At 38.3% G+C, this 16,281-nt stretch carries 10 protein-coding genes; all 10 read right to left on the reverse strand.

From position 1 onward, the window contains the following. Positions 1-110 precede the first annotated feature (110 nt). Positions 111-803 carry an acyltransferase gene (locus IFO69_RS07885; RefSeq protein ID WP_192009515.1) on the reverse strand — a complete coding sequence of 231 codons (693 nt, stop codon included), beginning with the start codon at positions 801-803 and terminating at the stop codon, positions 111-113. Next, positions 803-1,912, reverse strand: a complete 1,110-nt coding sequence (locus tag IFO69_RS07890; RefSeq protein WP_192009516.1) for a glycosyltransferase family 4 protein — start codon at positions 1,910-1,912, stop codon at positions 803-805. Before IFO69_RS07890 ends, IFO69_RS07885 begins: the two co-directional genes overlap by 1 nt. Then, positions 1,905-3,308, reverse strand: a complete 1,404-nt coding sequence (locus IFO69_RS07895; protein WP_192009517.1) for an O-antigen ligase family protein — start codon at positions 3,306-3,308, stop codon at positions 1,905-1,907. Before IFO69_RS07895 ends, IFO69_RS07890 begins: the two co-directional genes overlap by 8 nt. A 15-nt stretch (positions 3,309-3,323) precedes the next feature. Then, on the reverse strand, positions 3,324-4,226 hold the full coding sequence (locus IFO69_RS07900; RefSeq protein WP_192009518.1) for a glycosyltransferase family 2 protein: 903 nt from the start codon (positions 4,224-4,226) through the stop codon (positions 3,324-3,326). Further along, positions 4,192-5,508: an oligosaccharide flippase family protein gene (locus IFO69_RS07905; protein WP_192009519.1), complete on the reverse strand. Its 1,317-nt coding sequence runs from the start codon at positions 5,506-5,508 to the stop codon at positions 4,192-4,194. Before IFO69_RS07905 ends, IFO69_RS07900 begins: the two co-directional genes overlap by 35 nt. Positions 5,509-5,518: 10 nt before the next feature. Then, positions 5,519-6,595 carry a GumC domain-containing protein gene (locus IFO69_RS07910; protein WP_192009520.1) on the reverse strand — a complete coding sequence of 359 codons (1,077 nt, stop codon included), beginning with the start codon at positions 6,593-6,595 and terminating at the stop codon, positions 5,519-5,521. Beyond that, positions 6,595-9,204 (reverse strand): SLBB domain-containing protein, encoded by a 2,610-nt coding sequence (locus tag IFO69_RS07915; RefSeq protein WP_192009521.1) that lies wholly within the window; start codon positions 9,202-9,204, stop codon positions 6,595-6,597. Before IFO69_RS07915 ends, IFO69_RS07910 begins: the two co-directional genes overlap by 1 nt. A gap of 996 nt (positions 9,205-10,200) precedes the next feature. Further along, positions 10,201-11,703, reverse strand: coding sequence for a RagB/SusD family nutrient uptake outer membrane protein (locus IFO69_RS07920; protein WP_192009522.1), 1,503 nt, complete (start codon positions 11,701-11,703; stop codon positions 10,201-10,203). Positions 11,704-11,716: 13 nt separating this feature from the next. Beyond that, the gene (locus IFO69_RS07925; protein WP_192009523.1) at positions 11,717-14,884 is read right to left on the reverse strand and encodes a SusC/RagA family TonB-linked outer membrane protein; all 3,168 of its coding nucleotides are present in this window, start codon (positions 14,882-14,884) and stop codon (positions 11,717-11,719) included. A 361-nt stretch (positions 14,885-15,245) separates the two neighbouring features. Next, positions 15,246-16,250 carry a radical SAM/SPASM domain-containing protein gene (locus IFO69_RS07930; protein ID WP_225444046.1) on the reverse strand — a complete coding sequence of 335 codons (1,005 nt, stop codon included), beginning with the start codon at positions 16,248-16,250 and terminating at the stop codon, positions 15,246-15,248. Positions 16,251-16,281 lie beyond the last annotated feature (31 nt).

Consider the following 16,281-nt stretch of genomic DNA (forward strand, 5'->3'; position numbering starts at 1 on the left):
TTTATCTAACCAAAAACTAGACTACTATTCAATGGACCTTGTAAATCAGCTAGTTTTATTAAAATACTTCATTTAAAGAATTATTTTAATAGGTAAAATGAATTGATTCACTATCTCCTATTTTTAATTACCTTAGCTGGATTTCCTCCAACAATTGAATAAGGGGGAACATCTTTAGTGACAACACTCCCAGCAGCAATAACAGACCCTTTTCCAATAGTTACGCCAGCCAAAATAATGGAATTGGATGCAATCCAACAATCGTCCTCAATCTTTACAAAACTTCTCGTCACCCCCTGATCTTTCATAGGAATATCAGCATTTTCAAAATTATGATTTTCCGAATAGATACTTACTCTTGGAGACATCATCACATTATTCCCGATTTCTATATATCCAGAACAGCCAATATAACTGAGATGGCCAATATTGGAATTATCTCCTATTTTAAGTCCTTCCCCTAACGGCCCCCCATAATTATTGGTGGGACGTATCATTGCATATCTACCTATCGTTACATTATTTCCAAGTTCTATTCCTTGTTTGGATAACCCATTAATCTCGCATTCATCTTCAAAAATGCAATTCCTTCCAGAACTTATATAGGACTTGTTAAATATTTTCGTTCCTTTACCTACCAAAAGCATTCCATTTGAAGATTTCAAAAATAGCTTTAACCAAAGTCCTCTAAGCCATTTTGGTAAAACCATCCACAGAGATAGCATAATGTCCTTTTGAGCCCACTCTTCCCCAAATCGGTTTTCTGGATTTACATTAAATATTTTAAACAGTAATGAAAGCATTAGTCAACTAAAATGATTTTTTTAATTTCCTCAATAGTTTTTTCCCAACGATATTTATCCACCATACTTTTTTGTCTTTCCCTAAATTCCTCTGTTTGCTCAGGAGTAGAATTCAAAATATCTTGAATTTTTTGAGCAATGTCTGATACATTTTCTGGGTCAAACAAGGTACCTCCATCCCCTACCACCTCTGGTAATGCACCTTGATTTGACGCTGCCATAAGCAATTCATAATGAAATGCTTCGATTACAGGAATCCCAAAGCCTTCATAAAGAGATGGAAAAACATACATTTTGGCCTTTGAATAAAAAGTATGTAATTCTTCATCTGAAACATGTCCAGTAAGAATTACGCTATCGGTTAAATTCTTTTTTTTGATTTCGTTGATTACATTGTCAAAATCATCAAGAAAAAGCTTAGGCCCTCTTTGCCCAATCAAAACTAATTTCAAATCCTCATTTTGGATTTTAGAAAAGGCTTCTATTAACCTAACCAGGTTCTTCCTTTTCTCAATAACTCCAACATGAAGTAAATATTCATCTCCCTCGTTGATACCAAACCGATCCAATTCAACTAGTTTTTGAGGTGTTAATAAAGAACGCTTCGGACCAAGAGGGATAACTTTGACTTTATCTACTTCAAACTTAAACAATCCACACAACCTACCTTTAGAAAACTGAGATACCGTGATAATTGACTTAGCTTTTTTTCCAGCCGGTATAGCCATCCAGGTAAACATCCATCGCCAATATTTATTATAATGCTGGGGTATCTCCCAAATATTACACCCATGAAAAATAGGATAGGCATTAGTTCCCTGAGGCATAAAATAGGGAATTACATAATCGTTACAGATCAGCACGTCACAATCAAGTCTTTTTACCTTCAAAGGCAATTGAACTTCTTTCCACCAAAAGAACTTTATATGCTCAATTGCTTTTTGGATTTTGGTTTTCGGAGGAGAAAATGGCTTAGGGCTTATCTCTATTACCTCAATCACAGGATCTTCTTTGAGACCTCTCAATATTTCCTCCAATACAGTTCTTATACCTGTTTTTGCCAAGAAAAGATCCCTAGTATCTATTGCTATTTTGATTTTACTATGCAACAGGTAAAGACGTCTTAGGATTCAACTTAATTTGATTGTATGTTTTGACACTATAGCCAACCATCCACCAAGAAATAAGGGAAACATAAAGGAAATTTTCAGCATTAGAAGTAAAAAGGGGGAGCAATAGACCGAATTTGACAGTACATGCTACAAATGCCACCCTAGCGACCATTACATTATCAACTTCTCTAAAGGTTTTTAAACAGATTCTAATACTATTGAACAGGAGTAATATGTACAATATCATTCCTAAAAAACCCATTTGAACTCCAAAAATCAAATATTGATTTTCGCCGCCCACTCTTAGCTCATCTGTAACACTTGATGTATTTCCGCTCATTGCCAAACCAATTCCTTCAGGATGCTGAAGCATGGAGTCAAGTGCAATCAACCATTCAACAACGTGTCCAATACTTGAGGCATTCTGAAAAGTAATTGTATCATATATGAAATAGTAAAAATCTTTATTAGCAAAAGCCAACACATAAATCACAAAGCACAGAACTATAATAGCTGATATTTTAAACAGCGTATTTAATTTAAAGATAAAAGCTATAAAAAATAACATAAAGAAAAAGGCGGCAAAAGAAGCCCTTGAACTACTGAAAAAAATCCCGCCTGCAGCCACTATCATTACCAAAATATACAAATTAGCTTTCTCTCTTTTTTTAGTCAGATACCAAACAAGTCCAGTTGAGAATGCCAATAAGCTAGATGCTGCTAATTCCAATGGATCAGAAAAAAATGATGCAAATCTTTTAGCTCCTGCTTGAGTTTCAAATGTCCATGACAAATTAAAATGGCCTGAAGGTTCTATATTATAAATTGCTGAATTAAATTCTGAATACCCTGAAAAAGATTGAAAATGGGTATCCAAAACCCTTTCAAAAACATTTACACCAAAAGAAAATAGGGTCACCATCATAATTCCTTTAAATAATAAAGAAATTTCATGTTCTGACATTCTACTGTTCCTCCCAAAAAAGTAAAAGGCAGCTAATAACAAAATATTTTTAAGATAAAGGGCTTTATCTACAAAAGATGCTCCTCCAAGTGGCAGAAACAAATACAAAATACCAATACATAAAAAGATTATTAATACTTTGTCTGTCAGATTAATTCTTAAAGTATAATTAAAAATATTTCTTTCATAAACCAAAAATGAAATAATAGCGATAATAACAACAAATTCCTTAAGAAACTTAAAGAGAGTTACAAGCCAAATCAAATGCGACGCTTGCCACGTTATACTTAAAATAGTTGTATAAAAAGGGAAATAAAAGCATGCAAAGTAAACTACCCATTCCCACTTACCTTCGAAAACAATCTTATTGACTGTTATGGAAAGCAGTAAAACAACTCCTATGATAACAAGTATAAATATAAAAGGCATTAATCTAGAATTCGGTCATTTACAGTCCTGAAAAACACCATCCTTGATACCGTTAAGCAGTGCCAAAAACTTATTTTTCCTTCTTCGTAATAGAAAGTAAATTCCATACATTCCGAATTTCATAAATTGGAAGGGCCATGCATATAAAAAAAAAGGAAATCCCAAATGGTTCCTAAGTTGAAAAATTTGATTTCGAGTATTGAGATAATGAACTTTGGGATTCAACACCCCCTCCTTCCTCATATTTTTTGCCTTCAAAGAAGCTCCTGCCTCATGGTAAATTACAGATTGTGGAACCACTGAAAGACTATGTCCTTTGGATTTCATTCTAAGTGACCAATCAACATCTTCGAAATAAGCAAAATAGTGGTCATTCAAAAGCCCTATTTCTTCGATCACCCTGGATCTGATCAAGATACAGCATCCTGTAATCCAATCGGTAGCATATTGGTCATTGACTTTTTTGATCTGCTTGATGGACTTGGAACTTCCTGTCCATGGATTGTATTTTCCTCCTGCATTCCAAATAGTAGTCTTTTCATGCAGGTAATACATCAAAGGCTGCACAGCACCCAAACCATCATTTATGTTCAAGGCATTTATCAATGGTTCCATAAAATCTTCTTTGACCTCTGTATCATTATTCAGTAACATGATATATTCAAATCCCCTATCCAAGGCATACTGAATTCCAACATTATTTCCCCCTGTGAAACCAAGATTTTCCTCATTTTGGAGATAAATCACCTCCTCAAACTCTTCTTTCAATTGGTTCAAGGATCCATCTGAGGAAGCATTGTCCACTAAAATAATTTTGAAATCTTTGGACGTAGTCCGACTGAGTGAATGGAGACAATTTCGGGTATACGAATATCCATTCCAATTAAGAATGATGATGGCTACCAAACAATCTTCCATAGAATTCACTGAATAGAACAGGCGTATGTTTTTTAATGAGCAAAGAACAAGTAATAAAAATGACAATCTCTGTGGAGACCAGTGCATATGCGAGTCCTTTTCCTCCTAACCAAGCGGTCATTATGATCGCTATCAACAGCATATACAAACAAAATATCCAAGAACTATTGAACAATAACTTTTTTTGGTCGGTAACTAAAATCATAATCATATTGGCGATGTTCAAGGTAGCCATCAAAGGTACAAATGCCAATATCCTTAAAAAAACAACAGAATCTAAGATCAGCTCCTTCGCCAAAAGCTGAATAATGAATGGCGCTAAAACCAATATTATTGCCGTTATAATAACCGCCCCAAGGATCACCATTCTATAAACTTTTAGTAAGAATCGGTAAAATACTACTTTATCCTGCTCATATAATTTACTTGCATTGGGATAGATTGCTGCAATGGTCAAAGAAGGAAACATCCTAAGTACCATAGATACTCTTTCCGCCAAACTATACATCCCCAAAATATTGGCACTGGCAAAAAAACTTAAGATTACCATGCCTCCACTCACTGAAATATGGCTGGCTATATTGGATAAAAAAAGATAGATATTTCTCCGGCAGGACTGTAAGGCTTTACCAAAGCCAGCAAAATATATTCGAATCTGGAAGATAAAATGAACATATACCAGTACCAGTAAGTTTACGGTCAAAGCAGCCCCTCCAAAACAAAAGTTCACCCATTTGGCATCTGCTGGCCCTTGGATAAAAAAAACGATTCCCGTAAGGTAAAGCAGCTTGCTAAAGACGTTTGCCACAGACACCAAACGCATCTTTTCCATCCCCTGAAAAAACCATACCGGTAAGGTCGCTTCTGAAAAGAGCATCAGCAGACTATAGATCAAAATGATCTTATATTCTGGAAAAAAGTCAAAGCCAAAAATGGCCACTAACAAGCATCCAGTGGCCATAACAGCTAATAAGATCTTACTTGATAATATTCTTGAAATAATGGCCGAAAGCTCCCTCTTATTATCTTGGTTGAGGGCCACATCTTTTGGACCACTGAGATTATACCCAAATCCAACAAAAACATTGGCAATCAAAATCACCGATAGGGCCAAGCTCACCAAACCAAACTGATCCACTCCAATGGATTGAATCAATAGTGGCATCACCATTAAAGAAATAAGGATGTTGGAAGATTGAATGAAGAGTAAAAAAATAAAGTTTTGGACAGACTTGTGCCTGATCAGTTGTAAAAATGATAGGGAAGTAAGCTTTTCAAACATAATAAAATCCCTACTCCTGAGCCTCTTTCACATTGGCTTGATAAAGCCGAGAGATATACAAATAAATAATGGCCAATAGAAACGCTACTACTCCACCCAGAAAAACCCCTACATACCATTTTAGCTTTGACTCTGCCAAAGGAAATCTGGGTTTGTCAATTATTTGAATCAAAGGGGTACTGTTTCTATGGTTTATTTTTGCAATTTCCAAGTTCTTAACAATTTCAGCATATGCGCTACTGGAAACCTGAATGTCCACCTGCTTGCTTTTTGACTCTACTGAGGCCCGCTGCATCAATGGATTAGGATTAGGTCGGTCATCCTGCATCCCTGCCAACTCTGCTAAGTCTCGATCTAAAACCCTTCTTACACTATCTGCCTGATTTTGTAGAATGCTTAAATTCTCCGCCGTCTTTTTGGTTTTAGTCTCGAAATAAAACTGATTGACATTCTCAACCAATTTCTCATTATAAGCTTTAGCAAATTGTTCATCTTTGGAAGTTACCGCTACCTTAATGATGCTCAACTTACGGTCCGGCTTGGTAACTCCAAGATCCTTTTCCCTGATCATCTTGGCCAGAACTTTCATCACACTATCTTGCTGCACTGGAAATTCTTCTCGGTTTAAAGTAAAATCCAAAGCATTCAAATCAACTTTATCAACCCATTTTTTATCCAATTGATGATAATGGATATATCTGTCCACCAATAAGCCCTCACCTTCCGAGTTTTCGCTCAATAAAGTTTTGATCAGCATATGATCGGAACGATATAATTCCATGATGTTATCTCCTTTGAAAAGACCACTACTACCACCTAGTGAGCCCAAGTTGATCCCTGCCAAACTGGCCAGACCCGATAAATTACCCATCCCACTGCCGTCTGATTCTTCCAAAACAAAAGTGGTTTCGGCTGTATATTTGGGCTTTTTAATCAAGGAAGCCATCAGTCCAAGAGATACTCCCACAATTATGGCTAGGAGTATAAACTGCCACTTACTTTTAAAAAACTTGATCCAGTCTTCTCCTCTCTGGATCAACTCTTTGAAAGTGATTTTGTCGTCGATGATATGTTGATGATCTGCCATTAGTTTCCGCTATTGTTATTGATTTGAGTAATCACCAATACCAAGGTAGCTAAACCCGAAGTCAGTCCTATGATTTCCCCTACTCTCAATGGTGTTCTTGGCCCCTTGGAAGGAACGATTACTTCAGAACCGGGTTCTACATTTGGAAAAGATTTAAAGAACAAAAACCCCTTTGTACGGGCTACTTCCCCATTGGCGTAAACCACATAAGTCCTCTTCTTCTTTGCCCTATTGTCGAAACCACCTGCCCGGTCAATATAATACTTCATGGATCGGTTATTTTCAAACCTTACCGTGGTCGGATAGATCACATCTCCCCTCATTCTTACGGTCTGCAGTTGCTTGGGAACGCTGATGATATCCCCTTCTTCTAAAATCAAATCATACTTGGAATAGGGATTATCCATGATCGCTTGCAGGTCAATTGCGATGGCCTCTGTTTCTTTGATTTTAATAGAAGTTTGACCTTCTCCTTGGGTAATTTCCTGAAGCGTTTCTTGGCGTGCCTTGGTGATCAAATCACTTTTTTGCTGTTCCAAATTTGCTCTTCCTGATTCTTGCTCCAGCCTTGATTTCTGTCTGGATTGAGCTTCTGAAGGATCTGTAGCCTCTGTTTCCAATCTTTCCAGAAGCTGATCCATATTTTTCTGTCTTCGGATTCTCTCTGATTCTGTGTTGAAATACTCAGTTCTCCGGATCAAGGTAGCCCCCTTAGGATAGGCATATTTGGTCAATCCCCCTGCCCGACTGATAACATCGGAAATCCTTTCTTCCGCCGCCCTCAGGGCAAATTCACCAGGAGCATTCACTTGCCCTTCTATCATCACTACTTTTTCCAGAGCAAAATTCGGCTTTCTTCTGATGATGACATTGTCAAATGGCTTTAAAATCACAGAGCTTTCATTAATGCTCAGGTCCCCCTCCACATTTACCGGAATCAGCTCTGCAATCTCTCCATTTTCTTCATTAGATAATCTTCTTGCCACCTCAATATCAGATGTTGAGGCAGATTCTTTAAACCCTCCCGCATTGACAATCAAGTCTTCAACTGTCATTCCATCCGAAAAGGGATAAATCCCTGGGTCACGAACTTCCCCAGAAATCTTCAAATAGTATTCGTCCTTTAGGTCATATATAGAGGAGATCCTAATAATATCATCCGGTTTAAGCATTACATTGCTTCCACCCGCCATTACCTGATTGAGGTCAACTTGAATCACCGATGTTGTCAAATCTTCATGGGTCCTGATGATACTGGCCCGCTTCAAATAAGCATCTCCTTTAAGTCCTTCCGCTCTTTCAATTAATGTAGATAAAGTCAATCCATCGGTCAAGGCGTAATTACCTTCTCGAAAAACAGCCCCTTTGATTTGTACCCTGTTCTTATATCGATCCAAAATGGTTCCTACGGTATATCGGTCTCCTCCCTTTACCGTAAAGATCCCAAATTGACCTGCATACACGTCAGAAACTGCTTTTTCCTTATCGGTCAATCGAGTAACATTTACCCGTTCTGTGTATGCTTGATCAGCAAAACCTCCAGCATAACTCAAAACATCTTGAAAAGTCTCTCCTTCTTTGACCTCAAAAATAAGTGGTCGCTTCACCGCACCTTCCAATTGCACCCTAGACTCATAAGGTTCGACTAAAATAACATCCTGGTCCATTAGCTGAAAACCCATATTGGCCTTGCCATTGACTAGAAAATCATAAGCATCGACCACTGCCACTTGACGGTTATTTCTCACCACCTTGATGTTTCGCATTGTCCCATTTTGGTTGGGACCTCCCGCAGCGTACAGGGCATTAAATACCGTACTGAAAGCGCTTAAAGTAAAAGTGCCAGGCAGTCTTAATTCTCCCACCATATGTACTTTTATACTTCTTACATTTCCCAATGAAACTTGCAAAAAAGTACTTGGATTAGCACCTTGCATCTCCGCATAGAATTGGGCCAACCTATTCTTAATGACTTTGGTCGCTTCACTAATGGATAAGCCAGAAATAGAAATAGGGCCAATATTATCCAAAATCAATTTCCCTTCAGGGGTAATGGTGGACTCATAGTAATGTTCTGAAGCTCCATATACATCCACATAGACCAGGTCTCCAGGACCTAAAACATAGTTTTGGGGAGTGGCTAGATTGAGGCTAGGCTCAAAAGTAAGCTTACGCTCTTTTTGATAAAAAAGGTCCAAGCCAAAATAAGGTTGCAAGACCTCTTCTTCGTCCATTTCTTCTTGATTGGTGAAAATACCTTGAATTATTTCGTTAAGATTTGCTTGCTCTCTAGGTTCTCTTTTGGAAGCAGTGGTGCTGCTTTTCATGGTGGTGGGCACACTATCCAAGTTTTCCAACCTATCCTGCAGCTTCTCCAATTCTATAGTAGACATTCCACGCATCCTTGCCATTTCCAAAAGCTCCGTTTTACTAAGTCCAGAACTTGTTGCGCGGCTAACCAATTGTCTTAATTGTGCATCCGATAACTCATCCACTTTGATGGAGGAAATATCAGGAATGCTCTGTGCAGATGACTCAGGCGCACTGACAAAAACCAATATCAAACCGAGTAAAAACCCCGGAATTGCCCACTTCAAAAATCTTATCATTATTATTTGATCTTTTTAATCAATTATTCCAAGACACAGCTTCGCCTCCTCACTCCCACAAAAAGGAGATCAATGGTCCAATAAACTGCATATATCCGCATACACGGAAAACCAGTGTAAAGATAATTATTCCGAGGGATTGAGAGACATGTAATGCAAGTATTTCCCCTTTACCACTGCCAAGAACCTGCCTCTCTTACAAAAAGTAGACCAGTAAATACTGTGCTATAAGAAATAGGGTGTCTTATCCATACAATGAAATACGTGGTGATGACGTCATGCTGATTTAACGGAATTATTTAAACAGATCTGTCCTACAGCTAATGATCTTGAATAAAATCTCCCTTTTCAAGATCATTATTTGATAGTACTTATGATCACCATTCGCACTCCATTTGGAATCGTTCTTTGGGCTGCCTGAAGGACGGAATGAGGCCAGGTATTAATGCTCCTAACCTACCACTTCCCTTAAACATCTCAGCAATTCCCCTAAGATAGATCGGTTACTCCGTTTACTTATCTTTGGATCAAACCGGTTACTCGCCCAAATTATCTTCGGATTTCACTCGGTAATATCCGAGCTTGATCCGAAGGAGATCCGAAGGTGATGCCTGAGTGATCCGAAGATTATTCTGTTTTACCCCAAAACAAGTTGAAGTCAGGGTAAGGACACCGTATACCGAAATAGGCAATAAAGCCTGAACTCCACCAAAGGAGCACCACTATCAAATCTGAAAATTTGCAGGCTCTAAACTAAAATTTTACAAGATGAAATTAGTTGCTGTATAAAGTGCATGCAGCAGTGGAGTTTTCTAACACTTTTTGTCCTAAGCAGAAAAAGTTATAAAGGTTATGATTTGTAAACTAAGCGGAATTTGTCCCTCTTTGATAAATTTAGTTACCGAAAGTAAATCAAATAGAACCGTCAAAAATATTGAGGCAAAAAAAATCCCAAGAATTGCTTCTTGGGATTTTTAATATCAATTAATGGAATAATCAATCAGTAGTCGGATTTTGCTCCATAAGTTCGTTGGCGTTCAACTCATCTCTAGGAATCTGCCACTGCCATTCCCATGCACCTGCATCCTCTGTATATTTACCATTAATTACAGACTCAACATGGTTGGCTCCTGATCTATCCAATGGAAGATTCAAACGTTTCAGATCATAAAACCTGAATCCTTCACCCCAAAGTTCAATTCTTCTTTGGATCATGATCTCCTCGACCAAAGCACTTCCAGTATTAGAGCTTCTAGTGTACTCTGGATCTCTGGCTTGCATAAACTCGAACAATAAGTCAGCTGCAGCAGCATCACTTCCAGACCTTGCCAACGCCTCAGCCTCTAATAGATACATTTCTGAAGCCCTCATATAAGGTACATCTCCCACAGAAGAGGCATTACCTTGAGCAATAAACTTACGGTTCATATAATCAATCTTGGCAAAAGATGACAAAGTCATCTCGTCGATATAAGGGTCTCTTAATGCAGGATCAGATGCATTTGGATCCCATAAGCCTTTTCTGTAATCTGAATCAGAAATCATATCGTAAAGTGTACTATTGATTGCTTTCGGATTACCTCGAATGTTTGTAGAACTAAAGTTCAATGACATATAAGCAAAATAGGACGCAAAATAGGTTTGCTGATCATCTACCTGATGACTACCCCAGATCCACTCTCCGTTTTCCACATTGTTAAAGCCTGCATAAAGATCCGCCTCTGACATTAAATCATACCCCTCACGAGCAGTATTCGCAAAAGTTGCAGCTTCAGCATATTTTCCTTGAGTTGCTAACACTCTAGCTTTGATCCCACTGACCACATTAACATCTAAATGTGATTTAGCGTTTCTACCACTAATATCATCCAATAAAGCAATAGCTGCATCCAAATCAGTGTGAACTTGTGCATAGACCTCCTCCACAGTATTTCTAGCAGCTCCTTCTGTAATTGGTTCTAGTACAATAGGAACACCCAATTGAGTGTTACCACCAGCATAATCATATCTTTCTGCAAACATTTGAACCAAGTTAAAGTGAGCCCAAGCCCTATAAGCCAAAGCTTGCCCCTTAATTTCGTCCTTTTCCTCTTGGGATCCCTCAGCAGCATCTATATTGTCAATGATCAGGTTAGCATTACCAATAATTTTGTAGTAAAATCTCCAAACGAATCGCACGTCACCACTATTTTCAGAAATGTGGTTTAACCACCTACAGATGGAAACATACCATCCATTACCAGTAGTAGTCATTACCACATCATCCGCCATCACGTCTCTCATGATCATCACAGCTCCCTCACCTGCTTGGCCCTGACTATCATAGCGAAGCAATAGGGATCTGTGAATACCATTCAAAGCAATCATGGCATTATTGGTCGTCGTAAATACAGACTCAGATGAAACCGCATCTGTTGGCACAGTATCAAGATAGTCCTCTGCACAACTGAAAGTAAACAGAAGTGCAATTGCTAATAAAGGTTTATATATTCTATTCATAATATGTCAGAATTTAGAGGTTGACATTTAAGCCTAAAGTGAACGTTCTAGCAGGAGTATAGGCATTTGATGTAGTTCCGTTGAAACTACCGGAAACATACATACCCTTTCTAGCAGACATCCAGCCTAAGTTCTCACCAGCCAAATAAATTGTGGCGTTTGATACACTGATTCTATTCAGTAATGATTTCGGAAGAGAATAGGACAAGTTAACCGAACGAAGGTTCAAATAAGAACCATCGACTAACCATCGATCCGAGGTACCATTGGTTTGAGCCGAACCTGTCACATCCATTTTTGGTACATCAGTTACCTGACCAGGGCTAGTCCATCTATTCATTGCGTCTACATGAAGGGCATTTCCATCAGGATCTGCATTCATCAAGCTTGCATAAACCCCATCATATACTTTTCCACCTACCGAATAAGAAACCAACACGTTTAAGGTAAAACCTCTGTATGAAAAAGTGTTGGTGATACCACCGAAGAAATCAGGGATAGCTGTTCCTGCAAAATGCTCTCTAGCGTTATTAGCCGTTACAGTTACCGTATCAGCACCCATGATCCTTACGTCATCTCTTACTTCGCCGTCTCCATCAAAGTACTCTTCCGCTCTGTAAAGCCCTTCTCCTGTCTCCGAATCAACACCAATCCAGTCTCTCAACCAGTAATCATAGATAGAGTGTCCTACCTGAAGTTTCTTGGTACCATTGATTTGTTCATCAAATGGAAGTTTCTTAAACTCATTTTTGAAAGTAGATACGTTTAAGTTTGCATTCCAAGTGAAGTCTTGGTTACGGATAACGTCACCACCAATATTAAATTCAACACCAGTGTTGGACATGGTACCTATATTTTGGTATTTGGACTCAAGACCTGTAGTCAAAGAAAGAGGCACTTCAAACAATAAGTTTTCAGATTCTCTTGCATAAAACTCCAAGCTACCTGAAAATCTTCTTGCAAAAGCAAAATCAAGCCCTACATCAATGGTGTTATTAGATTCCCAAGTCAACTGAGGAGCTGCAAGACTGGCTTGAAGGATACCTGGTTCAGACGCGTTATTATAACCTAAGTCATATAAAGCTTGCCATGGGTAATATAAAGTACCTCCATCAGCATTTTGCAAGTTGTCATTACCCACTTCACCATAAGAAGCTCTCAACTTCAACATATCGAAGAAATCAACATTGAAGAATTCTTCCTTATCTATGCTCCATGCACCACCTACAGAGAAAAAAGTTCCCCATCTTACATCACCAGCAAATTTGGAAGAACCGTCTCTTCTAAATGAACCCGAAATAGAGTATTTATCGTCCAACACATAGTTCAATCTAGAGAAGTAAGATTCAATCGTATGACGATCTATTCTGCTATTGGCTGAACTGATAGTTACAAAGTTTCCAAACTCAATGTTTCCATCAAGTATCTGGTCTTGTTTGGCTGTATACTGATAGTTGTATTTAAAATCATAATTCTCGTGACCTGCCAAAACTTCAACAAAGTGTCTGTCATTGATTGTTTTGGTATAAGTCAACAATTGGTTAAAAGTATAAGAATTATACCTTCTATTAGTCCTATTACTTCTACCAGCAGGAGCACCATCACCTACTATTGGGTTATCATATCCCACATTAAGCTGAGAGGTCATATCAGAAGCGATATTGGTTCTCAAAGTAAAGTTTTCTAGAAAACTTACTTCAGCATAAGCCCTGGCAGAAAGTACATCTCTATCAAATGTATCCACATTCAGCAAAGCCTCTTGATAAGCATGACGACCAGGAGAGCCACCTGGACCTCTTCTTGGGAGCCCCAAATTTGTAAGGTCCCCTGTATCATAGATTTTATTTCCTAGATCATCTAACACATATCCTCCTGTCATAGGATTTTGCGCATATAATGGATAAATAGGGCCCATATTTCGGGCAAAGTACATTGGGTTCACATAACTGGTATTACCGTCGGTTCTGGCATTATTGCCCTCACTCATGGTAGTGGAAAGGTTGATACCTGTTTTAAACCATTCTACTGGGTTGGTGTTGATATTTAATCTTCCGGTCCATCTTTTGAAATCAGAATTGACCACAAAGCCTTTTTCGTCCAGGTAGCCCACAGAAGCCAAATAATCTGTTTTATCGTTACCTCCAGAGTAGCTCATATTGTATTCAGAACGGCCACCTCTTTCAGCAATTTTGTCAAACCAGTCCAGGTCCGTAAAATTATTGACAGCATTGGGATTCAAAGTTCCATCAGCTCCAACCACCTCACTGTTAGGTACATTGTAAACATTATACCCTAATACATCATCAATTAGGTTTTCAGAAGCATAAGCAGCTGCAGTGGCTTCATCCGCTCCATTTCCCAATTGGGCATTTCTCAAAGATTCCCATACCAATGGATAATATTGATCAGCATTTACTCTTTCGTACTCTGGCAAAGCCCTAGAAGCGGTACCTTGCTGAACCCTAAATGAAAAATTTGACTTATTTTTCTTTCCTCTTTTGGTAGTGATCATGATCACACCATTGGCAGCTCTAGAACCATACAACGCTGCAGAAGCGGCATCCTTCAGGATGGTCATGTCTTCAATATCATCTGGGTTCAAGTTGGAAATGGCTCCATCATAAGGAACACCATCTACCACATAAAGCGGAGAGCTTGATGAGTTAACAGAACCGATACCTCTAATCCTGATAGCTGGAGTGGAACCTGGCTGACCAGAAGCCGAAGTGGTAATTACACCAGGGGCCTGACCTTCAATAGCATTAGCTACGTTATTGATAGGTCTATTAGCAATTTGATCTGATTTCAAAGCAATTGCAGAACCTACAAAGTTTCCTTTTTCAGCGGTACCATAGGCTACGACAATAACTTCCTCCAGATTTTGGGTATCTGGCATTAAAGTGATATTCACAGTGGTCTGGTTACCGATCTGTATCTCGTCTGTTCTGTAACCTATAAAACTAAATACCAATGTATTCTTTCCGTCAGGAACTTGAATAGAATACATACCATCTAAGTCAGTAATCGCCCCGACTGTAGATCCTTTGACCAGCACATTTACACCAGGCAAACCCATTGGTTCCTCTTCAGAAACCACTTTACCTGTTACGGTTCTGCTTTGCGCCCAAACCGTTGAGAGTGTAAAGACTGCTAAGATGAAACTTAGTAAACTTTTTCTCATAGAGTTAATTTTTTAAAATGGATAATTAGGATTATGAAAATCTTAAAGCCCTTGCCGTGGCTAGAAAATTTACAGTTCGAAAGTAATTCGATTTCGAACATATTTTTCATAATTAAAGATTTTTTTTCCTGATTCTAATCAAATTTTAATACCAACGGTAAAAATCTGAAACAGAACTAAACTATTAGAAGAATGAAAAATTAAAACTATACAGAATAAAATCCCTATACAATCAAAATATAAAGAATATTAAACTAATTTATATTAAAAAACCAAAATATTAAGAAATAAATTTATGAATGAAAATATTACACGGCCGATTTTGAACAAAAACCCTAATCGTACACATTTTTTGAAGAAATCACTCAGAACAGTTCCTACAAATCTCTATTTCACTTCTATTTTGTAATAATTGAGCTCTAAATCGACCATATTTTGGATTATTCCATATTTTGTCAAGGCTTGAGTTTTGGAGATTTCCCATCTTATGATTAGCATCTTTATCAAAACAACAGGGCACTATATCCCCGTCCCAAGTCACTACAGCACCTTGCCACATTCGCCAGCATTTGTTTCGTATTTCCTTTCTTATCTTCCACTTTCCATTACCAACCGGAAGGTACCTAGAGTATTTTAAGTTACTGGGAATTAATTCTGAACCATCTTCATAATTATATATCTGGGCAGTTTTGAACTGGAGTTCATCTACTCCTAGATTTCTTGAAAGAGCTTTAATAGCAGTGATCTCATGCTCATTCTTTCCTGTTACTAAAAATTGAAAAATGACTTGTGGGAATTTTTTCCCAGCTTTATTTCTTGATTCTATCAATAGTTGAACACCAGATTTTACCCGCTCCAAATTTCCACCAATTCTGTAATTTTCATACACCCCCTGAGAAGCCCCATCTACTGAAACAATTAGTTGCTTCAGTCCTGAATCCAATATTCTCGGCACCGTCTTCTCGTTTAAAAAATGGGCATTGGTGGATGTTGCCGTGAAGATTTTATGCTGATCGGCCATCTTGACCAACTCTAAAAACTCAGGATGTAAAAAGGGCTCCCCTTGAAAATACAAATGCAGATAGGAAAGGTGCCCCGCACTTTCTTTGATAATTTTCTTGTACAATTCTTGGTCCAGCATCCCCGTAGGCCTGGTAAAGCTCCTCAGGCCTGATGGACACTCGGGACACCTCAGGTTACATCCAGTAGTTGGCTCTATAGACATGGCCACGGGCAAACCCATTATCCTGGCCTGCTTGGTCCATCTTGAAAAATAAAATGAACCAAAGAGCATCAAAAAATTAGTCACCTTTCTCCATGAAAGGTATTGAATGAAAGCGGCAGCTAAAATAAATTTACTCTTCAACTATATCCCTATTTAATTCCTCCAAAGGTAG

The sequence above is a fragment of the Echinicola arenosa genome (assembly GCF_014841125.1).
Taxonomy (GTDB): Bacteria; Bacteroidota; Bacteroidia; order Cytophagales; family Cyclobacteriaceae; genus Echinicola; species Echinicola arenosa.

What these genes read in the sequence shown, in the direction of transcription:
- IFO69_RS07910 (WP_192009520.1), bottom strand. Translation starts at nt 6,595, where the DNA reads ATGGCAGATCATCAACATATCATCGACGACAAAATCACTTTCAAAGAG.
- IFO69_RS07885 (WP_192009515.1), bottom strand. Translation starts at nt 803, where the DNA reads ATGCTTTCATTACTGTTTAAAATATTTAATGTAAATCCAGAAAACCGA.
- IFO69_RS07905 (WP_192009519.1), bottom strand. Translation starts at nt 5,508, where the DNA reads ATGTTTGAAAAGCTTACTTCCCTATCATTTTTACAACTGATCAGGCAC.
- IFO69_RS07925 (WP_192009523.1), bottom strand. Translation starts at nt 14,884, where the DNA reads ATGAGAAAAAGTTTACTAAGTTTCATCTTAGCAGTCTTTACACTCTCA.
- IFO69_RS07920 (WP_192009522.1), bottom strand. Translation starts at nt 11,703, where the DNA reads ATGAATAGAATATATAAACCTTTATTAGCAATTGCACTTCTGTTTACT.
- IFO69_RS07895 (WP_192009517.1), bottom strand. Translation starts at nt 3,308, where the DNA reads ATGCCTTTTATATTTATACTTGTTATCATAGGAGTTGTTTTACTGCTT.
- IFO69_RS07900 (WP_192009518.1), bottom strand. Translation starts at nt 4,226, where the DNA reads ATGGAAGATTGTTTGGTAGCCATCATCATTCTTAATTGGAATGGATAT.
- IFO69_RS07915 (WP_192009521.1), bottom strand. Translation starts at nt 9,204, where the DNA reads ATGATAAGATTTTTGAAGTGGGCAATTCCGGGGTTTTTACTCGGTTTG.